General features: G+C 70.1%; 15 protein-coding genes and 1 tRNA gene. 4 read left to right on the forward strand and 12 right to left on the reverse strand.

The window, feature by feature from the left end; all coding sequences use genetic code 11:
• The first annotated feature begins 72 nt into the window (after positions 1 to 72).
• Complete coding sequence (locus tag EIP85_RS12635; RefSeq protein WP_127902543.1) at positions 73 to 345, forward strand: hypothetical protein; 273 nt, start codon at positions 73 to 75, stop codon at positions 343 to 345.
• A 93-nt stretch (positions 346 to 438) separates the two neighbouring features.
• Positions 439 to 1728 carry a homoserine dehydrogenase gene (locus EIP85_RS12640; protein ID WP_127902544.1) on the forward strand — a complete coding sequence of 430 codons (1290 nt, stop codon included), beginning with the start codon at positions 439 to 441 and terminating at the stop codon, positions 1726 to 1728.
• Between the two features lie 31 nt (positions 1729 to 1759).
• Here the strand turns inward: EIP85_RS12640 and EIP85_RS12645 are convergent, their stop codons facing one another.
• Both EIP85_RS12645 and rlmB read right to left on the reverse strand, forming a co-directional pair.
• Positions 1760 to 2227: a CoA-binding protein gene (locus EIP85_RS12645; protein WP_127902545.1), complete on the reverse strand. Its 468-nt coding sequence runs from the start codon at positions 2225 to 2227 to the stop codon at positions 1760 to 1762.
• A 294-nt stretch (positions 2228 to 2521) separates the two neighbouring features.
• Positions 2522 to 3295: a 23S rRNA (guanosine(2251)-2'-O)-methyltransferase RlmB gene (gene rlmB, locus EIP85_RS12650; protein WP_127902546.1), complete on the reverse strand. Its 774-nt coding sequence runs from the start codon at positions 3293 to 3295 to the stop codon at positions 2522 to 2524.
• A 156-nt stretch (positions 3296 to 3451) separates the two neighbouring features.
• Here rlmB and EIP85_RS12655 point away from each other — a divergent pair.
• Positions 3452 to 3535: transfer RNA gene (locus EIP85_RS12655), tRNA-Tyr, on the forward strand.
• 178 nt (positions 3536 to 3713) lie between these two features.
• On the opposite strand, the gene EIP85_RS12660 is transcribed toward EIP85_RS12655, so the two are convergent.
• The 4 genes from EIP85_RS12660 to EIP85_RS12675 form a co-directional block, all read right to left on the reverse strand.
• A complete protein-coding gene (locus tag EIP85_RS12660; RefSeq protein WP_127902547.1) occupies positions 3714 to 4724 on the reverse strand; it encodes an ABC transporter substrate-binding protein in 1011 nt (336 codons plus the stop codon).
• 30 nt (positions 4725 to 4754) lie between these two features.
• A complete protein-coding gene (locus EIP85_RS12665; protein ID WP_127902548.1) occupies positions 4755 to 5540 on the reverse strand; it encodes an ABC transporter permease in 786 nt (261 codons plus the stop codon).
• On the reverse strand, positions 5537 to 6406 hold the full coding sequence (locus tag EIP85_RS12670) for an ABC transporter ATP-binding protein (RefSeq protein WP_127902549.1): 870 nt from the start codon (positions 6404 to 6406) through the stop codon (positions 5537 to 5539). Before EIP85_RS12670 ends, EIP85_RS12665 begins: the two co-directional genes overlap by 4 nt.
• Before the next feature lie 214 nt (positions 6407 to 6620).
• Entirely contained in the window at positions 6621 to 7178 is a 558-nt protein-coding gene (locus EIP85_RS12675) for a TetR/AcrR family transcriptional regulator (RefSeq protein WP_127902550.1), read from the reverse strand.
• Positions 7179 to 7296: 118 nt separating this feature from the next.
• Between EIP85_RS12675 and EIP85_RS12680 the strand changes: the two genes are divergently transcribed.
• Entirely contained in the window at positions 7297 to 8508 is a 1212-nt protein-coding gene (locus EIP85_RS12680; RefSeq protein ID WP_206615529.1) for an MFS transporter, read from the forward strand.
• A gap of 54 nt (positions 8509 to 8562) precedes the next feature.
• Here EIP85_RS12680 and EIP85_RS12685 read toward each other — a convergent pair whose 3' ends face one another.
• The 6 genes from EIP85_RS12685 to EIP85_RS12710 all read right to left on the reverse strand — a co-directional run bounded on the left by EIP85_RS12685 (position 8563) and on the right by EIP85_RS12710 (position 21060).
• The gene (locus tag EIP85_RS12685) at positions 8563 to 10671 is read right to left on the reverse strand and encodes a sensor histidine kinase (protein ID WP_164871721.1); all 2109 of its coding nucleotides are present in this window, start codon (positions 10669 to 10671) and stop codon (positions 8563 to 8565) included.
• Positions 10672 to 11167: 496 nt separating this feature from the next.
• On the reverse strand, positions 11168 to 12910 hold the full coding sequence (locus EIP85_RS12690; protein WP_127902552.1) for a M14 family metallopeptidase: 1743 nt from the start codon (positions 12908 to 12910) through the stop codon (positions 11168 to 11170).
• Positions 12911 to 13004: 94 nt separating this feature from the next.
• The gene (locus EIP85_RS12695) at positions 13005 to 13895 is read right to left on the reverse strand and encodes a transglutaminase family protein (RefSeq protein ID WP_127902553.1); all 891 of its coding nucleotides are present in this window, start codon (positions 13893 to 13895) and stop codon (positions 13005 to 13007) included.
• Between the two features lie 3 nt (positions 13896 to 13898).
• The gene (locus EIP85_RS12700; RefSeq protein ID WP_127902554.1) at positions 13899 to 16304 is read right to left on the reverse strand and encodes a circularly permuted type 2 ATP-grasp protein; all 2406 of its coding nucleotides are present in this window, start codon (positions 16302 to 16304) and stop codon (positions 13899 to 13901) included.
• 3 nt (positions 16305 to 16307) lie between these two features.
• The gene (locus tag EIP85_RS12705; RefSeq protein WP_127902555.1) at positions 16308 to 19739 is read right to left on the reverse strand and encodes a transglutaminase family protein; all 3432 of its coding nucleotides are present in this window, start codon (positions 19737 to 19739) and stop codon (positions 16308 to 16310) included.
• A gap of 202 nt (positions 19740 to 19941) precedes the next feature.
• Positions 19942 to 21060 carry an aminotransferase class V-fold PLP-dependent enzyme gene (locus tag EIP85_RS12710; protein ID WP_127902556.1) on the reverse strand — a complete coding sequence of 373 codons (1119 nt, stop codon included), beginning with the start codon at positions 21058 to 21060 and terminating at the stop codon, positions 19942 to 19944.
• Positions 21061 to 21099: the final 39 nt, after the last annotated feature.

The raw sequence follows: 21099 nt of genomic DNA on the forward strand, positions 1-21099 counted from the left end.
GACCGCGCGCCAGGGGATTGCGGCGGGCCCGCGGGGGCGGATATGGTCGCGCCGCCTGTTGCCGGAGCGCCGATGCGCCTCATTGCCTGCCTTCTCGTCCTTTCGATCCCGCTGGCCGGTTGCGACCACCGGCGCGCCGCAGCCTGGCCGGCGCTGGCGCCGCGTTCGGATTTCCAGTCGGCGGCCGGCGGGATGACCGATCCCCAGGCGCTGACCAAGGCCTCGGGCGGGATTGACGCGCGCGTGGCGGCGCTTCGGGCGCGGGCGGCGCTGATGCAGGGGCCGGTGATCGACCCGGAGGCGCTGGCCCGGCTGAACGCCGCGATCACCCGGCTGCAACCCTGATCCACCCTGATCCGCGTGCGGGCGCGCGCTGCGTTGCGCGCCTTCCAGCTTCGCGCTAACAGTCGCCCGACAACCACGATACCGGAGAGAGACATGCCCGATCCCCTGCGCCTCGGCCTTGCCGGACTGGGCACCGTCGGCATCGGCGTGGTCAAGATCGTCCAGCGCCACGCGGATCTCATCGCGGCGCGCGGCGGGCGGCCGATCACCATAACCGCCGTCTCTGCCCGCGACCGGACCAAGAACCGCGACGCGGATCTGTCGGGCTATGCCTGGGAGTCGGACCCGGTGGCACTGGCCCGGCGACCGGATGTCGATGTCTTCGTGGAACTCATGGGCGGCGAGGCCGGCGGCGCAAAGGCCTCGGTCGAGGCGGCGATCGCGGCCGGCAAGGACGTGGTGACCGCCAACAAGGCGCTTCTTGCCCATCACGGCCAGGCGCTGGCCGAGGCGGCCGAGGCCGCGGGCGCGGCAATCCGCTTCGAGGCGGCCGTCGCCGGTGGCATCCCGGTCATCAAGGCGCTGACCGAGGGTCTTGCGGGCAACGAGATCACCCGCGTCATGGGCGTGATGAACGGCACCTGCAACTACATCCTGACAAGGATGGAGAGCGCGGGGCTCAGCTATGACCAGGTCTTCGAGGAGGCCCGGCAGCTCGGCTATCTGGAGGCCGATCCGACGCTCGACGTGGGCGGGATCGACGCCGGGCACAAGCTGTCGCTTCTGGCCTCGATCGCCTTCGGCACGCGGGTGAGCTTCGACAAGGTCGAGCTGGAGGGGATCGAGCGCGTCTCGATCGACGATATCCGGCTGGCGGCGGACATGGGGCTTCGGATCAAGCTGCTGGGCGTGGCGCAGATGACGGGCCGCGGGCTGGAGCAGCGGATGTCGCCCTGCCTGGTGCCGGTGGACAGCCCGCTGGGCCAGCTGCCGGGCGGCACCAACATGGTCGTCATCGAGGGCGACTCGGTCGGCCAGGTGGTGCTGCGCGGCGCCGGCGCGGGCCAGGGACCGACGGCCTCTGCCGTGATGGCCGACGTGATCGACCTTGCGCGCGGCACGCGGCTTTCGACCTTCGGGCGGCCGGCGGCCTCGCTGGTCGCGCCCGTCCCCGCCAAGGCCACGGCGCCGGCCGCGCATTACCTGCGCATGACGCTGCAGGACAAGCCCGGGGCGCTGGCGAAGATCGCGACGGCGCTGGGCGAGGCCGGCGTCTCGATCAACCGGATGCGGCAGTATGGCCATCCGGACGCGACCACGGCGCCGGTCCTAATCGTCACCCACAAGACGACGCGGGACGCGATCGACGTGGCGCTGAAGGCCTTTGCCGGGACGGGGGTTTTGGCGAGCGAGCCGGTGGCGCTTCGGATCGAGCCGGTCTGAGGGCGTATCGGGCGGGCTTCCCCGGCGGCCGTCAGAGCCGCGAGGAGATCACCCCGGTCGCGAAGCCGCCCATGCGCAGCTCGCCGAAGAGGCGCTGGTATTCGATCTTCGGGCAGCGGTTCTGGATCACGGTGAGGCCCCGGGCCTCGGCCTTCGCCGCCGCGTCGGCATTCTCGACCCCGATCTGCATCCAGATCGTGCGCAGGTTCGGCAGCACTTCCAGTGCCTCGTCCACGATCGGGGGGACGGCCTCGGACCGGCGGAAGATGTCGACCATGTCGACCTCCTTCGGGACCTCGGAGAGGCTGGCGCGGATCTTCTCGCCAAACAGCATCTGGCCGGCGTGGCCAGGGTTCACGGGGATCACCTTGAAGCCCTTGCGGCCGAGGTAGCGCGCGACGTAGTAGCTGGGCCGCACCGGGTTCATCGAGACGCCGACGACGGCGATCACCTTGGTGCGGGTGAGCACGTCCTTCAGGAAGGCGTCCGTATAGTCCATTGCGGTCTCCTTGGCGCGCGCGGGGCTTCCGGGATGTTGTAATCGGTGGCGCGGCGAAGGCAAAGGGCGGGCGGTGCGCAATGAATGCGCACCCTACGCGGGTCGCGTGGGCGCCCGTCCGGAACGAAAAAGGCGCCCGGACAAAAATCCGGGCGCCAGTCGCGGAACGAGGGACAGTGCATAGAACCGCCGGGGTTCCGGACCGGCGATCCTGCTACAGAAGATAGGGGCGGAAATCCGCCAAGGAAGACTCTGTAGCAATTCTGTGAACGGGCGTTGGCGGGTGCCCGCGACTCAGCGCCGCGAGGCGGCGTAAAGCGCCACTGCGGCGGCGTTCGAGACGTTGAGCGACCCGAAGGCCCCCGCCGCCGGGATCCGGGCCAGGATGTCGCAGGTTTCCCGCGTCTTCTCGCGCAGGCCCGGCCCCTCGGCGCCCAGAACCAGCGCCACCGGCCGCCCGGAAGCGGGCGCGAGCGCCTCGGGCAGCTCCGTCTCGGCCTCGCCATCGAGGCCGACGAGCCAGTAGCCCATGTCCTTCAGCCGCTCCATCGCGGCGGCGAGGTTCGGCACGCGCAGGTAGGGCTGGCGTTCCAGCGCGCCCGAGGCGGTCTTGGCGAGCGCCCCCGTCTCCGGCGCGGAATGACGGTGCGGCGCGATCACCGCGCGGGCGCCGAAGACCTCGGCCGAGCGCAGGATGGCGCCGACGTTATGGGGATCGGTGACGCGGTCGAGAAGGACGGCCACCGCCTCCGGCCCGCCGGCGCAGGCCTCTTCCAAGCCGCCCCAGTCGAGGGGTTTGACCTCCAGCGCCGCCCCCTGGTGGACGGAGCCGGGATCGAGCGGCACCGGGAACTTGCGGGGATCGGCGATCTCGGGCTCGATCGCGCCGGCGGCGATCGCGGGCCCGAGCTTGTCGGCGGCATTGCGGGTCAGGACGAGGCGCAGCTTCTCGCGCGCGGGATTTTCCAGCGCGTCACGCACGGCGTGGAGGCCGAAGAGCCAGACGGTCTCGGCCGCAGAGGCGCGGCGCGCGCGTTCCTTGTCGATTACCCAGGCCGGTTTCTTCATCTTGCGCCCCCTTCAGGAAGGCCGCACCATGCCGCCCCGGCCCCGCGCATGCAAGGCCCGGCCGCGCCTGCGGCGGGCATCGCGGGAATGGCGGTCGAAACTCCCGTTTTCCGCCCTTGACGCCCCTGCCCCCCTTCGCTATTTCCGCCGGGCGTCGGGCGACGTGCTGCAAGGTGCGGCAGCGGACTGTAACTCCGCCGGGGAGACCCACGCCTGGTTCGATTCCAGGGTCGCCCACCATTCCCCCCCCCACAGGACAGCGGCGCCGTGTTGTGCCCGGACAGCGATGCTGTGGGACGCCTGCCACCCTGATCCGAAGCCCTTTGCCACGCCCCGCGCTGCCGGCCTTGCCGCGCTCCGGCGCAAATGGAAACGGGCCACCCTGGAGCGGCCCGTTCCGATCGGTATCGCCTGCGGATCAGTTCCGCGCGGCGGCCTTGTCGGCGAAGGCGTTGGTATAGGTCTTCGTCACGTCGACATGGGCATCGGCGACCGCCTTAGAGCCCTGCGTGAAGACCGCGAGCACCGCGGCGGCGCCCTTCGGGTCCATCTTGCCGTCGGTCGAATACATCGGGATCGTGTTCTTCAGCGCGGCGAGATAGGCGGCCTTGTCCTTGCCCACCATCGCGGGCGGCATCTTTGCCATGATCTCCTCGGCGCTGTGCGAATGGATCCAGCGCAGCGTATCGACCACCGCATTGGTCATCGCCTGCGCCTCGGCCGGGTGCTTCGAAAGCCAGGAGGCGCGGGTGTAGAAGGCCCCGCCCGGATAGTCGCCACCGAAGACGGCCTCGGTGTCCTTCTGGCTGCGGGTGTCGGAGAGAAGCCGCAGGTCCTTGTACTTGGCCTGCAGGACCGTCACCGCCGGATCCAGCATCACCGCGGCGTCGATCCGCCCCTGCTCCATCGCCGCGATGGCGGTGCCGCCGAGGCCCACGCCGATCGTCGAGGCGGATTTCGGATCCACCCCGGCCTTCTTCAGCAGGTATTTCAGGAAGAGGTCGGTCGAGGAGCCCGGCGCGCTGACGCCGACGGTCTTGCCGGCGAGATCGGCCACCGTCTTGATCTTGTCGGTCTCGCCCGGCGCCACCACCAGCACGAGGCCGGGGAAGCGGTCGTAGACCACGAAGGACGTCATGTGCTGCCCCTTCGCGGCCAGCTCGACCGTATGGTCGAAATAGCCCGAGACGACATCGGCGCTGCCGCCGATGACGGCGGTCAGTGCCTGGCTGCCGCCCTTGAAGTTCACCATGTTGACGTCGACGCCTTCCTTGGCGAAGAAGCCGAGCTGCTTGGTCAGCACGGTCGGCAGGTAGCACAGGCACCCTGCCCCGCCGATGGCCAGAGTCACCTTGGGCGTCGCCTGGGCCGAGCCCGCGAGGCCCAGCGCCGCCAGGCAGACGACGATCGCCCGTCCGAATTTCCTCATCATTCCTCCTCCTGCGTTGATGACTTTGAATTACGTGTCGTGATGACCCTTGGGCTGCCAGACCAGCAGCCGCCGCTCGGCGATGGTCACCCCCCAGTCGATCAGGATGACGAAGGCCGCGAGCACAAACATGCCCGCGAAGACGCCGGCGACGTCAAACATCCCCTCTGCCTGCTGGATCAGGTAGCCGAGCCCGGCCGCCGAGCCGAGGTATTCGCCCACCACCGCGCCCACGACGGCGAAGCCAATCGAAGTGTGCAGCGACGAGAACACCCAGGAAAGCGCCGAGGGCAGGTAGACGTGGCGCAGAAGCTGGCGCTCGTTCAGGCCCAGCATCCGGGCGTTCGAGAGCACGGTGCGGTCGACCTCCTTCACGCCCTGGACGACGTTGAAGAAGACGATGAAGAAGACCAGCGTGAAACCCAGCGCCACCTTCGACCAGATCCCGAGCCCGAACCACAGCGTGAAGATCGGCGCCAGCACAACCCGCGGCAGGGCGTTCGCACCCTTCACGTAGGGGTCGAAGACCGAGGCCAGCATCGGCTTGCGCGCGAACCAGAAGCCGATCACCAGCGCCGCGAAGGCGCCGATGACGAAGGACAGCGCCGCCTCTGACAGCGTGATCCAGAGGTTGTACCAGATCGTGCCGCCCTGGAACCAGTCCCAGACCTGTGCCGCCACGTCCGACGGGGTGGAGAAGAAGAAGGCCATGGTCTTCGGATCGCCGAAGAGATTGGTGGTGGAGACCACGTGCCAGGCGAGGATCAGCACGACGGCGACGCCGACCTGCAGGGCGAGAAGCAGCCAGGATTTCATGGTGCGTCCCCCGTCGGAATTTCGCTGTAGGCCTTCAGCACCTCGGTCTTCAGAAGGTGCCAGATGTCGCGGTGGATGGCGAGGAAGGCGGGATCGACCTTCAGCTCTCCGATATCGCGCGGCCGGTCGAGCGCGATCGGGAAGTCGCCCACCACCCGCGCCGCCGGCCCGGCCGAAAGGATCACGACCCGGTCGGCGAGCGAGATCGCCTCCTCGAGGTCATGGGTGACGAAAAGCACCGCCTTGCGGTTCTCCGACCAGAGACGGAGCAGCAGCTCGCCCATGATCAGCCGCGTCTGGGCGTCGAGCGGGCCGAAGGGTTCATCCATCAGGATGATCCGCGGATCGCGGATCAGCGCCTGGGCCAGCGCCACGCGCTTCCTCTGCCCGCCGGAGAGGGTGTGGGGATAGCGCTCGGCAAAGGCGGCGAGGCCGACGCGGGCCAGCCAGTCGCGCGCCCGGGCGCGCGCCTCGGCCCGGCGGGTCCCCGCCGCCTCGAGGCTGATCGCGACGTTTTCGACGGCGGTCTTCCAGGGCATCAGAGCGTCCTGCTGGAAGAGATAGCCCGCCTGCGCGTTGAGGCCGGAAAGCGGGCGGCCGAAGATCGAGACCGTGCCCGCGGCGGGCGTCAGAAGCCCCGCCGCCGCGTTCAGAAGCGTGGACTTGCCGCTGCCGGTCGGGCCGACGATGGCAACGAATTCGCCCTCCGCCACATCCAGCGTCACGTCCTGCACCGCGACGAAGCGGTTCCGTCCGGCGATGTCGAAGGCGATGGAGATGTCGCGGAAGCCGATAGCGGGATGCGCCGGGGCGCTGCTGGCCGGGGCGCTGCTGGCGGGGGAAGAGGACGGGGACGGGACGCTCATGCCGCTGCCCGCCGCAAGCCTGCGGCGCGGAACGGGCACGGGGCCCGCCGCGAAGGGTTGCCGGTCATTATGAAGTCCCTCCCAAGCCGTATTCCCCGCCCCTGGCCTGTGGCGCCCGGAGCGGACCGGGAAAGTATGTAACTTGCACCCTCCGGGATCAAGTGACGAAATTCATTCGGAAATGCCGGGGCGGGTGCGGGTGCGGGGGAGATCCTCAGCCGGGCCCGCCCGCGCCCGTCAGCAGGGTGCGGCAGTAATCCGGCGTCACCTCGCGGTCGCCGAAGAGGATGTGGTAGCAGATCGGCGCGATGGTGCGGTCGAGCACCCCGGCCACGTCCAGGGGCGGCTCGCCCCGCGCCGTGGCGCGGGCGGAGATCTCGGCCAGGTGGTCGTGGGTGTACTGGCAGCAGCGGATCGTCGCGTCGTCATCCTGCGCCTCGGCAATCACGTCGCGCAGCAGCGCCCGGCCGACGGGGGAGGACATCTCTTCGGCATATTGCAGCACGAAGGACTCGAGATCGCCCGCCGTGCTGCCGGTATCCTCCGGCGCCGCGGCGGGGCGGAGCCGTTCCACAGCGACATCGGCCATCAGCTCGGTCAGGGTGCCCCAGCGGCGGTAGATGGTCGAGGGCGTGACCCCGGCGCGCTCTGCGATCATCGGGACGGTGATCCTGGTTCGGTCCATCTCGTCCAGAAGCTGGCGGCTGGCCTCATGCACCGCCTTCTGGATCCGCGCGCTGCGGCCACCCTGGCGCACCATTTCCCGGCTCATTCCAATCCCCTCGTCAGGCGCATGGCAGCTATGCACGAACCTTAACGCAATTTATTTGCATTAAGGCGCCACCATTCTATCTTCACCTAACGCTAATATTTAGCTTTAGGAGACCGTCATGTCCATGGCCCGCCCCGCGCTGCAGCGCCGCACCCTGTCCGCCCGCGCGACCACGCGTTATGCGGTCGTGACCGCGATCAGCTTCTCTGCCACATCGAGCGCGCCGACGCCGCTTTACCATGTCTACCAGCAGGAAATGGGGCTTTCGGCCCTGACGGTGACGCTGGTCTTCGCCTCCTATGCCTTCACGATGGTGGCGACCTTCCTGACCGTGGCGCGGCTTTCCGACTATGTCGGGCGGCGGCCGATGATCCTGGCGGCCCTGGTTCTGAACGCGGTCTCGCTGGGGCTTTTCATCACCGCGGGGACGGCGGCGCAGCTGATCCTCGCGCGGCTCATCCAGGGGGTGGCGATCAGCATCGGGATGGCGACGCTGGGGGCCACGATCCTTGACACCGATCGCGCCACGGGGCCGATCTACAACTCCATCACGGCGTTCCTGGGGCTGACGGCGGGCTCGCTACTGGGCGGGATGCTTGTGGCCTGGGCACCGCTGCCCGAGCAGCTGATCTTCCTTGTCCTGCTGGCGGTGACGGCGCTGGAGGCGCTGCTTCTGCTGCTGTTCGTGCCGGAGACGACGACCGGCAAGCCGGGCGCGCGGCGGGTTCTCATTCCCTATGTGAACGTGCCGGCGGCGCTGGTCCCGGTGATGGTCCGGCTGACGCCGCTGAATACCTCGACCTGGGCGCTGGGCGGGTTCTACCTGTCGCTGATGCCGGTGCTGGTGGCGGTGGCGACGGGGATCCAGTCGATCTTCGTGGGCGCCGCGGTGGTTTCGGTGCTGATGGCGACGGCGGCGACGACCGTGCTGGCCTTCCGCCATGTCGCGCCCGGGCGGCTGCTGCGGATCTCGTCGCTGAGCCTCGCGCTTGGCATCGCGGTGACGCTGGCGGGGGTGCATCTGCACGCGGCGTCGCTGATGCTGCTGGGCACGGTGATCAGCGGCCTGGGCTTCGGCTCCGGCTATTCCGGGAACCTGCGCACGCTGCTGCCGCTGGCGGAGGAGCATGAACGCGCGGGCCTTCTGGCGGCCTATTTCGTGGAGAGCTACCTGTCCTTCGCGATCCCGGCGATCCTGGCGGGGCTGGCCGTGCCGGTGATCGGCCTTGTGGCGACGGGCGAGGCCTATGGCGCGGTCCTGATCGTCCTGGCGCTGCTCTCTGCCCGGATCGGGGCGCGGCGGCCGGCGGCGCGGCTGGCGCGGGCCTGAGCCGCCCTGCCCTGCCCCGCCGCTGCCCGCGGGACCGCGCCCGCCTGGCCGGGATCAGGCCTGCGCGGCCTGCGGCGCGGCGCGGCCCTCGCTGCCGGCCGCGGCAAGCGGGATCGTCAGGCGGAACTCGCTGCCCTTGCCGGGCACGCTCGACACATGGATCTGGCCGCCGTGCAGTTCCACCAGCCGCCGGGTGATGGCGAGGCCCAGCCCCGTGCCAGCCGCCTTGCGGGTGGAGGAGGCGTCGACCTGACGGAAGCGATCGAAGACGATGTCGAGATGCTCCGGGGCGATGCCGCAGCCGGTATCGGAGACGGTGATCTCGACCATCTCGCCCTCGACGCGCGAGCTGAGCCGGATCTCGCCCCTGTCGGTAAATTTCATCGCGTTGCCGACGAGATTGATCAGGATCTGGTTCAGCCGTACCCGGTCGGCCATGACGTTCAGGTCCTCGACCTCGCAGACCAGCGCCAGCCCCTTCTTCGCGGCGCTGTCGCGGAACCCGTCGAGCATCCCCTCGACCAGCGGGCGCAGTTCCAGCGTCTCGGGATCGAGCTCCATCTTCCCGGCCTCGATCTTGGAGAAGTCGAGCATGTCGGTGATCAGGTAGAGCAGATGTTCGGAGGAGACCTCGATCTTCCTGGCGAGCGCGCCGAGAAAGGCGAGCGCGGTCTCCACCTGCGCGGCGGCGACAGGGTCGCTGCCGGGCTTGGCCAGGGTGTCGCGCAGGGCCGAGACCTGGGGCAGCTTGTCCTGGTAGCGCAGGATCCGGGCGTTGCCGAGGATCACCGTCAGAGGCGTGCGCAGCTCGTGGCTGAGCACGTTCAGGAATTCCGACTTGGCGATATTGGCCGCCTGCGCCGCATCCATCGCGTTCTTCAGCGGGGTCACGTCGACGCGCAGGCCGACGGTGCTGCCGTCGGGCGTCTTGCGGTCGGCCACCTTCAGCCAGCGCCCGTCGCCAAGCTGCTGCTCGGTCTCCGAGCTTGCCTTGTGATGGGCTGCAAGCCGCTCGCGGGCCCATTGTTCGGGGGTCAGCACCCCGTTGGTGAACTGGCCGCGGCGCAGGCCCTCGCGGACGATCTTCTCGAACGGCGTGCCCGGCACGAAGAGATCGGAGGTCGTGCTGTAGAACTCGCGATACTTGCGGTTGCAGACCACCAGCCGGTCGTTCTCGTCATAAAGCACGAAGCCGTCGTCGAGCGCGTTGATCGCGTCGCTCAGGCGCCGTTCGGCCAGACGGCGTCGGCGATGGGTCACCGCCATGAAGCGGATCGCGGCAAGGATCAGGAGCACCATCAGCACGTAGGCGCCGCGATAGAGCCAGATCACCGGGGACTGGTGCGGCCAGCCGTTCTTCGGGATCGAGGCCAGTTCCCAGTCGCCCTCGGCCAGGTCGATCATGGTGATGACGGGTTTCCGGTCGAAGACACCGGCGTCGCCGAAGATCAGGCCCGGATTGCCGACGTGGGTGTTGACCCGCCTGAGCGCGATGGACAGCGGCAGGTTGGGATTGGTCAGCCCGGCGGCGTTATAGAAGTGCCCGGCGTCGATCACGGCCGAGACGATGCCCCAGAATTTCCGCGGCTTACCCTGCCCGCTTGTCAGGAAGACCGGCGTGCGGATGATGAAGCCGGTGCCGCCCTGCACCAGCTTGATCGGGCCGGTGATCACGGTCTGGCCGGTCTTCTTGGCCCGCAGCACGTCGGGGTATTGCTGCTTGGAGGTGGTATAGTCGAAGCCGAGTACGGAGCTGTTCTTGTCCGCCGGATAGACGTAGCGCACCACCAGCCCCGGGGCCGCGGCGATGTCCACGATGCCCGGGTAGTCGGAGACGAGCTGCCCCGCGACCTTGGCGTAGCTGTCCTGCGACATCTTCGGATCGTTGTTGATCAGCGCCACCAGCGCGCGCATCAGGATCGCCTTGTCGACCAGCTGCTCGGAGATGTTGGACGCCAGGCCGGCCGCCTGCTGCTGCACGAGCTGGCGCTGGCGCGACATGAAGCTGTCGGATTCCAGCCGGCTCATGAAGAGCCCCGCGGCGACGATCGCAGCCACGAGATAAATGTAGACCAGCGTCTCGAGGTTCCGTTTGAAGAACCCTTTCAGACGCTTGCCCCGCGCCCCCGCGGCGGTCGTCGGTTGTGGATGGCTCTCGGCCATCTCTAATTTCTTGCTCGACATCTTTTCCGCGGATTCAGCCCACACCCAGCGAGGACAGTCCGATCAAATCTTGTCGATTGTTTGTTGTCGAGACGCAGTCCGCCTGATTTCAAATCCGCATTTGGCCATGAGTTCGCCGCACGGGCGAAGCCCGTTTCGACGCGGGCAGGACCCAACCTTGGATTGATTGCCCCGGGGCCGCGCCGCCCCGGGACGGTCTGGCGAGCCCTCCTGAACGGGGCAGATCGGGCAAAAACGCTGGTATCTATTTGGATTCAAATCGGTTTCAAGGGCGATCTTGGTCGCAAAAGGCCCTTTTCCCCGGTCCCGGCCCGCGCGGCGCCCGGGCGACAGCGCAGCCGCCACGCCGAAAGGCCGCCCGGCGGCAGGGGCGGCGGGCGGGGCCTGTTCACAATGCCGTGTTCCGCCGCCGGCGCGGCCGGGCCACCGCCCCCGAGGCGCAATTCCGGGGCGCCGCCCCGCGCCGGGACGGGGCCTAGTCTTCCTGCATCAGCCGACAATGCGCATCGTAGGCGGCCCGTGCCGTCTCGGCCTGCGCATCATGGGCGAAGCGGAAAGCATCGCCCTCGATGGTCTCGTCGGGGAATTCGGTGATGAGCGTCATCGCCGGCCCCTCCGCCGCATCGGCAACGGCGGAGACGAGGCAGGGGAACCCGTTGACCATCCGGAAGCCGGTGGGGCCGGCATAGGCCTCGAAAGCGGCAATCTGGGCGGCGTTGAACGCCATCAGCTCTGGCAGGGCGGCGAGCCGGGCGGTGACGGAGGAGAGCAGGCGCACCGCCTGCTCCGCCCAGTCGGGGCGGTGGCGCAGGATCAGGAAGAAGCCCTTCGGGATGGTCCAGGCCTCGAAACCGCGCGGCAGGTAGCCGGAGAAGGGCCGCGTCCATTCGTGCGAGGGGTAGCCGTGCAGGTTCACGTGCAGCTCGGCCCGCGAAAGGCGCCAGGCCTCGGCCACCGCAGCCCGCTCCATCAGTGGCTCGGCCCGCGACATCAGGTCATCGCCCAGCGCGGTGTAGCGGGCGGCGTGATGCATATGGGCGGGGTTTCGGGCCTTGAGCCGCTGGTGCAGGGCGTAGCCATCGGGGTTCTTCAGCGGGATCAGCGCGAAATGGCTTTGCGGCCGGTCCGCAAGCGCCTGCGCGGCGCGCAGGATACCGACCACACCCGAGGTTTCGTTGGCGTGCTGGCCGGCGCTGAGGATCACCGCCGGATCGGTGCCCTTGCGGTAGACCCCGGCGACCGTCCGACCGGCGCGGGAGCGGGCCTCGAAACGCTGGCCCGTGATCGCGGCGGTCTCGGCCCGGATCTGGGCGGGGCTGAGGGCGCGGGCCGCGGTGGCGAGCGGCTGGCCGGGGGCCTCGGCCTCGGCGGTGTCGAGCGGGCGTAGCGCGATGGTCAGCCGCGCCCCGGGCGCGCGGCGGATGTCGGGGACGATCTGGCCCGGCTGGAAGGTCCGGTCGCCCGGCGGCAGGCCCGCGCGGCGCTGCAGCAGTTCGAGGCCGGAAAAGTAGAAATCTTCGTGCAGCGCCTCCTGCAGGCTGAGAACCTCGGCCCCATGCGGCAGCGGGGTCTCTGCCATGGGCAGGTCGGCGCGGATCGAGAGTTCCTCGAAGAACGGCGTCGTCGCGCCCCAGTCACGGCCCGCGAGCGCGGTGATGCCATCGGCAAAGATCGCATCGACCTCGGTGGGCAGCGGGCGGTCTTCGGTCAGGGTGCCGTCCGGGGCGGTATGGCGGAGCCAGCCGGTGGGCGAGAGGCTCAGGGTGCCCGATGTATCCTCGCGCAGGGTGTTCGGCGCGCGGATCGCGAGGCGCTCGGCCGCCCCGCCGGTGCGCGTCAGGAGCAGCTCGTAGGCCGGGGCGTCCATCGCCTCGCCGGGGTGGAAGCGGGCCTCCACGCCGGGAAGGATCTCTGCCAGCGGCCAGGCCTCGATCAGGAAGCGGCGCTCGGGGGCCTGGGCGTGGCGGGGATAGGTGACGTCGAGGCTTTCGAGGCCCTCGGGGTCGAGGCCCTCCATCGCCCAGCAGACGAGCGGCTTCAGGGCGCTGTGAAGCCGCGCTGCCACCCCGGCCCCGGCCAGGCGGGCCTCGGCGGCACGGCGGGCGGCGGCATCGTCGAAAAGCCAGGCCTCGGTCAGCCCCTCCGGCCGGCGGGCGAGGAGGTCGGCCACCAGCAGATCCAGGCTGCGCGCGTAGCTGCGGTCGAAAAGCGTCGTCATGGGTCCTGCCTGCTGCTGCCGTTCGCGCCCAGAAAGGCGGCAAACGGCGGGGAGCACAAGGCCGCAGGGCGGTGAGCGCGCGGGCAGGGGCGGCTCAGGCGGGCGCGATCACGTCGACCTGCTGGTAGGTGCGGTGCGAGCCGACCGAGCGCATCGCGCCCTTGACCGGGGCAACGTCGGAATAGTCGCGGCCGATGGCGACGGCGATATGGTCGCGCCCGGCCGGCATGGCATTGGTGGGGTCGATCTCGATCCAGCCGGTCTCTGCCCCGCACCAGGCGCGGATCCAGGCATGCATCGCGTCGGCGCCTTCGAGGCGGGGCTGGCCGGGCGGGGGCACGGTGCGCAGGAAGCCCGAGACATAGGCCGCGGGGATGCCGACCGCACGAAGCGCCGCGATGGCGACATGGCTGATGTCCTGGCAGACGCCGCGGCGGTTCAGGAAAGCCTCGATCGGCGGCGTCGTCACGTCGGTCGCGGTGCTGTCGAAGGTGAATTCGGCATGGATCGCGTCGCAGATCGCCAGCACCCCCTCGCGGGCGGAGCGGGGGGCGGTGCCCAGAACATCGCGTGCGAAGGCGGCGATTTCGGCAGCCGGCGGCACCCGGGGCGACGCGCCGAGGAAGTGATGCGGCGAAGCCGGGCCGATGTCGCGCGTCTCCGCCACCTCGGCGGACAGGCGAGACAGGTCTCCGCTGAGGTCCAGCACGCTTTCCCCCGCCCCGGTTCGGACACGGCCGGCGAAGCGGAACTCGATCCGGTCGAGCGGCAGGTCGAAGGTGATCTCGGTCGTCGCATTGCCGAAGAAATCGGTGCCGTCGCGGCGGTAATCATGCGCCGGGGCGGTGCTGACAAGGCCGGTGACAAGCTGCTGGGTGCCGCTGGTGAGCGGCTGCACGCGCAGGATCGTGCGGTTGGCGGCGGCCGGATGCTCGAACTCGTAGGCGATGCGGAGGCTGACGTCGTAAAGCGCGCTGTCCGGCATGGCTCAGCCCAGGTAGCGCGCGGTGAGCGCGTCGGAGATGCCGGCGATCTCTGCCTGCATCGCGGCGCAGCGGGCGGCGTCCACCTCGCCCGGTGCGCTGATGGCCAGGTCGGTCTGCAGGCGCAGGAGGCGGCGGGCGGCCTCGGTCAGGTGCGCGGCCTCGGGGCCGGCGCGGACGCGGGCCTCCTGCTCGCTCAGCACGTCGAGCTGGAAGCGGATGGAGCGGGGGTTGTCGGGATCGAGCGCCAGCAGGTCCATCGTTGTGGCGCAGCTGGTTTCCACCGAGTAGCGGCGGCGGTGGCTCATCACGCTGTCGCCGAGTTCGATGGCAAGGTCAAGGCAGCCGGGGGGCGCGGCGGGATCGGCGAAGGCGGCAAGCATGGCGGCCGTCTGCTGCGCCCGTTCCAGCGCGCGACCCATGGTCAGGAAACGCCAGCCGGTGAAGTGGTACATGTTGTCGTGGATCAGGCCGGACAGCCCGGCGAGCTTGCGCAGCAGCAGGCTCATCGCCTTGGCGGCCTCGCTGCCGGGCGCGGTGGCGGCGGTCAGTTCGCGGGCATTGTCGGACAGGTCTTTCAGCGCGGTCCAGCCGTCGACCGAGAAGCGGTCGCGCACCTTCTCGGCGCAGCCGCGGGAGCGGTCGAAAAGCGCGATCAGGCCCGGCGGCACGGGCGCCGCCGCGTCGAGGCCGCGGGTGGCGAGGTAGCGCTCGAGATGGCCCAGAAGCGGCAGCGGCGCGCCGGTCGCCTCTTCCAGCCGCAGGTGGTAGGCACGCAGCAGCCGCACCGCGCTCTCCGCCCGCTCGACGTAGCGGCCGAGCCAGAAGAGGTTGTCGGCCGCCCGCGCAGGCAGAAGCCGCGGCATGGGGCCAAGCCCGCCGCCCGCGCCGGGGCGGGACAGGCTATCCGGGCTGACGGAGCTGTCGCTGACGATCCAGACATCGGCGACGGAGCCGCCGGCCTGCATCGAAAGCGCGGTCGGGTCTTCGGTCCGGCCGATCCGCGCATAGCCGCCGGGCATGACGATCCAGCCCTCGCGCGTGCGGGCGGCGAAGACGCGGACGACCATCGGGCGGGGCACCAGGCGGCCGCCGATCATCGCGGGCGTGGTCGAAAGCGTCACCGCCTCCTGTCCCACCAGCGCGCCGGCCTTTTCGTCCAGCCAGTCGCGCGCCATCGGGCGCCCGGCGTCGCGGAAGCGGCCGGCGAGCGCGGTGGCGGCGTCGAGGTCGAAGGGGAGCCGGGTGGAGAGCGCGGGGCCGATCATCATCCGCGCGAGGTTGTCGCGGACATAGGCGCGCTCTGCCGCCTGCCCGCACCACCAGGTCGCGATATTGGGGAGCTTCAGCGCCTCGCCCAGCAGCCGCTCGGCGATGCGCGGCAGGAAGGCGAGGAGCGCGCGGCTTTCCAGCACACCGGAGCCGAGGCTGTTGACCATGGTGAAGCTGCCCGCGCGCAGCGCCGCGACCATGCCGGGGGTGCCGAGGGTGGAATCCTCGTCCAGCTCCAGCGGGTCGGCGAAGCGCGCATCGAGCCGCCGCCAGACAACGCTCAGCGGCTCCGGCCCGTTGATCGTCTGGACCTGAAGCTGGCCGCCCGAGACCTTCATCTCCGAGGCTTCGAGCAGCAGGAAGCCTAGGTAGCGGGCGATATAGGCGTGCTCGAAATAGGTGTCGGTGTTGAGGCCCGGGGTGAGGATGGCGACGCGGGCGTCGCCCGGGCCGCGCAGCCCGTTCAGCGCGTCGCGGAAGCCGCGGAAGAAGCCTGCGAGCCGTTCGACATTGGCCGAAGGGTAGAGGTCGTGGAAGACCCGCGCCGTGGCCATCCGGTTTTCCAGCGCGAAACCCACGCCGGAGGGGGCCTGCGTCCGGTCGCCGAGCACGAACCACGAGCCGTCGGGCGAGCGGCCGAGCTCGAAGGCGACGAAATGCAGGAAATGGCCGTCGCGCGGCTGCACGCCGACCATGGGGCGCAGCCATTCCGGGTTCCGTGCCACCAGCTCGGCCGGCAGAAGGCCGTCCGCCACCAGCCGCCCCGCGCCGTAAAGGTCGGCCATCACCCGTTCCAGAAGCTCGGCGCGCTGGACGATGCCCGCGCTCAGCCCCTTCCATTCCTCGGCCCCGATCATCACCGGGACATGGCTGAGCGGCCAGTTGCGCTCGGTCGAGCCGGTGCCGGAATGCTGGCGGAAGTAGACGCCGGTGTCGTGCAGGTACTGGTCGCCGCGCGCGAAGCGGGCGGCGAGCTGCTCGGGGCTTTCGCGCGACAGCAGATCCAGCAGCGGGCGCCAGACCGGGCGGAGGGCACCGTTCGCGCGCAGAAGCTCATCCGCCGCGCCGTCGCGCAGCGGATAGGCGGCCAGAAGCCGCGAGAGGTCCGGGCCGGGCCGGTTGGGCGCGGTCTCCGCCATCGTTCAGAGACCGGGCGCGCGGCGCAGGTCGAGGGTCATCGGAAACTCCGGATGCGGCCGCTCAGGGGCGGGCCAGTAGCTGCCCGGAGTGTGGCCCATCTTCTCGAAGCGCGCGAGTCTGCGCGCGTCGGCCTCGTTGGTATTCACCGGGAACGTGTCGTAGTTGCGTCCGCCGGGGTGGGCGACGTGATAGGTGCAGCCGCCGAGCGCCCGGCCCGTCCAGGTGTCGAAGATGTCGAAGACCAGCGGCGCGTTGACCGGCAGCACCGGGTGCAGAGCCTCGGCGGGCTGCCACGCCTTGAAGCGGACGCCGCCCACCGCCTCGCCCGGCGTGGCGGTGGGGGTGAGCGGGATCTGGCGACGGTTGGCACAGACCAGATAGCGGTCCGCCGTGGCGGCGGAGAGCCTGACCTGCATCCGCTCGACCGAGCTGTCTGTGTAGCGCACGGTGCCGCCGATCGCGCCCCGCTCGCCCAGGACGTGCCAGGGCTCCAGCGCCTGGCGCAGCTCCAGCCTAACGCCTTCGTATTCGACCTCGCCCGCGAAGGGGAAGCGGAACTCGGCCTGCGCCTCGTACCAGTCGGCGCGGAAGGGGAAGCCGTGGGCGTCGAGGTCGCGCAGCACCTCGAGAAAATCCTGCCAGACGAAATGCGGCAGCATGAAGCGGTCGTGCAGCGCCGTGCCCCAGCGCACCGGCCGCCCCTCCAGCGGCGCCTGCCAGAAGCGCGCCAGAAGCGCGCGCACCAGCGCCTGCTGGGCAAGGCTCATCTTCGCGTCGGGCGGCATCTCGAAGCCGCGGAACTCGACCAGACCCAGCCGGCCGGTGGGTCCGTCGGGCGAGAAGAGCTTGTCGATGCAGATCTCCGCCCGGTGGGTGTTGCCGGTCACGTCGATCAGGATGTTGCGCAGGAGCCGGTCCACCAGCCAGGGCGGGGTCACTGCGCCCTGCCCCGCCGCCCCGTCCCCGCCCTGCCCCGGCGCGGCGATCTGGGACAGCGCGATCTCCAGCTCGTAGAGCGTGTCGTGACGGGCCTCGTCGATCCGCGGGGCCTGGCTCGTCGGGCCGATGAAGAGGCCCGAGAAGAGGTAGGAGAGCGAGGGATGCCGCTGCCAGTGCAGGATCAGCGACTTCAGCAGGTCCGGGCGGCGCAGGAAGGGGCTGTCGTCCGGGGTCAGCCCGCCGACGACCACGTGATTGCCGCCGCCGGTGCCGGTGTGCTTGCCGTCGATCATGAACTTGTCGGCGCCGAGGCGGCACTGCCGGGCATCTTCGTAGACGCCGTTGGTGATGGCGACGCAGTCGTCCCAGGTCTGCGCCGGGTGGACGTTGACCTCGATCACGCCCGGGTCGGGGGCGACGCGGATCACGTTCAGCCGTGCGTCGTGGGGCGGCGTGTAGCCCTCGATATGGATCGGCAGGCCAAGCTCGGATGCCGTCTCCTCCGCCGTGGCGAGAAGCTCCAGGTAGTCGTCCAGCGTCTCGACAGGCGGCATGAAGAGGCAGAGCCGTCCGTCGCGCAGCTCCATCGCGATGGCGGTGCGGACGGCCTCGCCCTCGGCCGTCAGCTCCTGCGCGACGACGGGCTGGCGGGGGCCGGCGCCGCGGGCCTCGGAGACGGGCTGTTCGTGGCCGGGGGTGATCTCCGGCAGGGCCGCGCCCTCCTCCGCCGCGATACGCTCCAGCTCCTCCAGCAGGCGCTGGCGGCGGGCCTGCGCCTCGGCGTGGAAATCGGGAAGCTCCGACCGGGGCGCGGCAGGGTCGGCGGGGTAGACGTAGGGGTAAGCCGAGGGCGAGACATAAGGCAGCCCGCCGAGCGGAAGGCGGAAGCCCGCCGGGCTGTCGCCCGGGATCAGGAAGAGATGCCCGCGCCGCGTCTTCCAGTGCTCCGAGCGCCAGCGCGGGCCCGCGGCCCGGGCCTGCCAGAGCCGTTGCAGCGGCAGCACGTGGCCCGCCGCGTTGCCGAGCCCGCGGGAGAAGACACGGGCGATGCGGGCGCGCATCTCCGGGTCCTTCAGCCGTGAATCCTCGGGCGTCACGTTCAGCGGCAGGTCTGCCTCTTTCAGGATCCAGTCGGCCGGATCCTCGTAGGCCGGCTGGACGTAATCAGCGCCGAGGCCGAGGTTCTCGGCAAAGCGCGCCATGAAGGCCCCGGCCGCCTCGGGCGTCGAGGGGGCGGAGGTCTCGGTCGCCACCAGGTCCGCGTTCTTCCAGACCGGCTTGCCGTCGCGCCGCCAGTAGAGCGAGAAGGTCCAGCGCGGCAGCGTCTCGCCCGGGTACCACTTGCCCTGGCCGTAGTGCAGGAAGCCTTCGGGGGCAAACCGTTCGCGCAGGCGGCGGATCAGCCTGTCGGCGCGGTCGCGCTTGGTGGGGCCGACGGCGGCGGTGTTCCACTCCGCGCTTTCGAAATCGTCGATGGAGACGAAGGTCGGCTCGCCGCCCATGGTCAGGCGCATATCCTGCTTTGCCATCACCGCATCGACCTGCCGGCCGAGCGCGTCGAGCGCGTCCCAGGCCTCGTCGGAGAACGGCCTGGTGATCCGCGGATGCTCTGCCACGCGGGTGACGCGCATGTCGAAGTCGAAATCCGTCTTCGGCGTGCCGGCGGAGGAGAAGCCGCCGACGATGGGCGCCGCGTTGCGGTAATGCGGCGTGGCGGCGAGCGGGACGTGACTTTCGCCGGTCAGCAGGCCCGAGGTCGGGTCCAGCCCGATCCAGCCCGCGCCGGGCAGGTAGACCTCGCACCAGGCGTGCAGATCGGTGAAGTCGTGATCGGTCCCCGCCGGGCCGTCCAGCGAGACGAGATCGGGCTTCAGCTGGATCAGGTAGCCCGAGACGAAGCGCGCCGCAAAGCCGAGGTTGCGCAGAAGCTGCACCAGCAGCCAGCTCGTGTCCCGGCAGGAGCCCTTGGCAAGGCCGAGCGTTTCCTCGGGGCTTTGCACGCCGGGCTCCATCCGGATGACGTAGCCGATCTCGCGCTGCAGCCGCGCGTTCAGCTCGACAAGAAAGGTGACCGTGTTGGGCGCCGAGGCCGGGAGCGTGGCGAGAAGCCGCGTCAGCAGCGGGCCGGCGGGCTCTGGCGTGCGGTACATCCTCAGGTCGTCGGCGAATTCCTCCGGATAGGCGAAGGGCCAGGCCTCGGCGCTCGCCTCCACGAAGAAGTCGAACGGGTTGTAGACGGTCATGTCGGCGACAAGGTCGACCTCGATCTTCAGCTCGCGCACGGGTTCGGGGAAGACGAAGCGGGCCAGCCAGTTGCCGTAGGGATCCTGCTGGTGGTTCACGAAATGCCCGCCGGGAGAGACCTTCAGGGAATGCGAGACCACGCGCGTCCGGCTGTGCGGCGCGGGCCTGAGGCGCAGGATCTGGGGACCGAGCGTGACCGGGCGGTCATACTTGTAATGGGTCAGGTGGTAGACATTCGCGAGGATGGCCATCGTTGCGTCTGCTGCTCCCAGTCATGCGGGCCAAGCAGAACGTGCCGGGGCGGTGGTGTAAAGCCTCGGATGGCGCAATGCCGCCGGATCGGGCGTTGGCGGCGCCTTCGGCCCCCGAAATGCCAGCCGGATGAGCGTATTGGGGACGGGCCCGCCGAGGCATGGCCCGGCATGGCGCCGTTCGGCGCGGGCGGCGCGCGCCTTAACCCGCCAGCGCGGCGAGCATCCGGTCGACCCCCTCGGCCGTGGTCATGACCCCGGGCGAGAGCCGCAGCACCTGCCCGCGGGCATCGGCGAAGGAGCCCGCCGCGCGGAAGCGGGCAAGGACCTCGGCCGGCGCCGCGCTTTCGGGCAGGTGAAGCATGACGCTGCCGCCGCGCTCCGCCTCCGCCCTCGGGCTGACCAGCGGCAGTCCGAGCGCGTCGAGCCCCTCGATGATCCGGGCCGAGAGCGCGCGGTTATGGGCGAGGATCGTGGCATGGTTCTGGCCCGCGTGCCAGTCGAGCGCGGGCAGGCTCGCCAGCGCCGCGACGGTGCCCGGCGTGCCATGATCGAAGCGGCGGGCGTCGGGGGCGTAGGCGAAGCTGTCGAGCGCCCAGGAGAAGGGATCGGGCTGGCTGAACCAGCCGCGAAGCTCCGGCTGGCAGGCCGCGATCAGGGGGGCCGAGACCTGCAGGATGCCCGCGCCGGGCGTGCCGCACATCCACTTGAGGCTCGTCGAGATCGCGAAATCCACCGCGGGTTCCGCCACGCTGAACGGCAGAAGCCCGGCCGCCTGAGTGATGTCGACGCCGACGAGGCTGCCCATCTCACGCGCCTGCGCCACCAGCGGCGCGAGGTCGATCCGGTGCGAGGAGGTCGAGCTGACCCAGGTCAGCAGCGCGAGGCCCACGTCCGGGCCCCAGCGGTCGAGGAAATCCTCGTCCTGCACCCAGCTCGCGCCCTGGCGCAGGGGCACTGTGTCGAGCGTGAAGCCCAGCCGCGGCGCGAGACCGGCCAGCAGGAAATGGAGCGAGGGGAAGCAGTCGGCCGCAACCAGCACGCGCTTGCCCTTGAGCCGGCTCTCGGGCAGCGCGGTGACGAGCGCGTGGAAGGCGGCAGTGACGTTCTCGGCGGTGGTCAGCGTGCCCTCCGGCGCGCCGATCAGCGCGCGCCAGCGGTCGATGAAGCGCTGGCGGAGGGGCATGACATAGCCCCATTGCCCGTCATCCGCCGCGCCCCAATGGGCGGCGAAATCGGCCATGGCGGCGGCGAGGTCGCGGTCCTTGCCGGGATAGATCCCGATGGAATGATAAAGGAAATAGGCCTCGCCGTTCTGCATCTCTCACTTTCCGTGCCGGTCGCGGGGCCGGGGCCCCGC

Source organism: Solirhodobacter olei (genome assembly GCF_004010155.1).
In the GTDB taxonomy this organism is placed as follows: Bacteria; Pseudomonadota; Alphaproteobacteria; order Rhodobacterales; family Rhodobacteraceae; genus Solirhodobacter; species Solirhodobacter olei.

Bases quoted from the DNA above. Each gene is read 5' to 3' on its own strand.
- EIP85_RS12680 (WP_206615529.1), top strand. From the start codon at position 7,297: ATGTCCATGGCCCGCCCCGCGCTGCAGCGCCGCACCCTGTCCGCCCGC.
- EIP85_RS12695 (WP_127902553.1), bottom strand. From the start codon at position 13,895: ATGCCGGACAGCGCGCTTTACGACGTCAGCCTCCGCATCGCCTACGAG.
- EIP85_RS12640 (WP_127902544.1), top strand. From the start codon at position 439: ATGCCCGATCCCCTGCGCCTCGGCCTTGCCGGACTGGGCACCGTCGGC.
- EIP85_RS12670 (WP_127902549.1), bottom strand. From the start codon at position 6,406: ATGAGCGTCCCGTCCCCGTCCTCTTCCCCCGCCAGCAGCGCCCCGGCC.
- EIP85_RS12705 (WP_127902555.1), bottom strand. From the start codon at position 19,739: ATGGCCATCCTCGCGAATGTCTACCACCTGACCCATTACAAGTATGAC.
- EIP85_RS12685 (WP_164871721.1), bottom strand. From the start codon at position 10,671: ATGGCCGAGAGCCATCCACAACCGACGACCGCCGCGGGGGCGCGGGGC.
- rlmB (WP_127902546.1), bottom strand. From the start codon at position 3,295: ATGAAGAAACCGGCCTGGGTAATCGACAAGGAACGCGCGCGCCGCGCC.
- EIP85_RS12665 (WP_127902548.1), bottom strand. From the start codon at position 5,540: ATGAAATCCTGGCTGCTTCTCGCCCTGCAGGTCGGCGTCGCCGTCGTG.
- EIP85_RS12675 (WP_127902550.1), bottom strand. From the start codon at position 7,178: ATGAGCCGGGAAATGGTGCGCCAGGGTGGCCGCAGCGCGCGGATCCAG.
- EIP85_RS12690 (WP_127902552.1), bottom strand. From the start codon at position 12,910: ATGACGACGCTTTTCGACCGCAGCTACGCGCGCAGCCTGGATCTGCTG.
- EIP85_RS12710 (WP_127902556.1), bottom strand. From the start codon at position 21,060: ATGCAGAACGGCGAGGCCTATTTCCTTTATCATTCCATCGGGATCTAT.
- EIP85_RS12700 (WP_127902554.1), bottom strand. From the start codon at position 16,304: ATGGCGGAGACCGCGCCCAACCGGCCCGGCCCGGACCTCTCGCGGCTT.
- EIP85_RS12635 (WP_127902543.1), top strand. From the start codon at position 73: ATGCGCCTCATTGCCTGCCTTCTCGTCCTTTCGATCCCGCTGGCCGGT.
- EIP85_RS12645 (WP_127902545.1), bottom strand. From the start codon at position 2,227: ATGGACTATACGGACGCCTTCCTGAAGGACGTGCTCACCCGCACCAAG.
- EIP85_RS12660 (WP_127902547.1), bottom strand. From the start codon at position 4,724: ATGAGGAAATTCGGACGGGCGATCGTCGTCTGCCTGGCGGCGCTGGGC.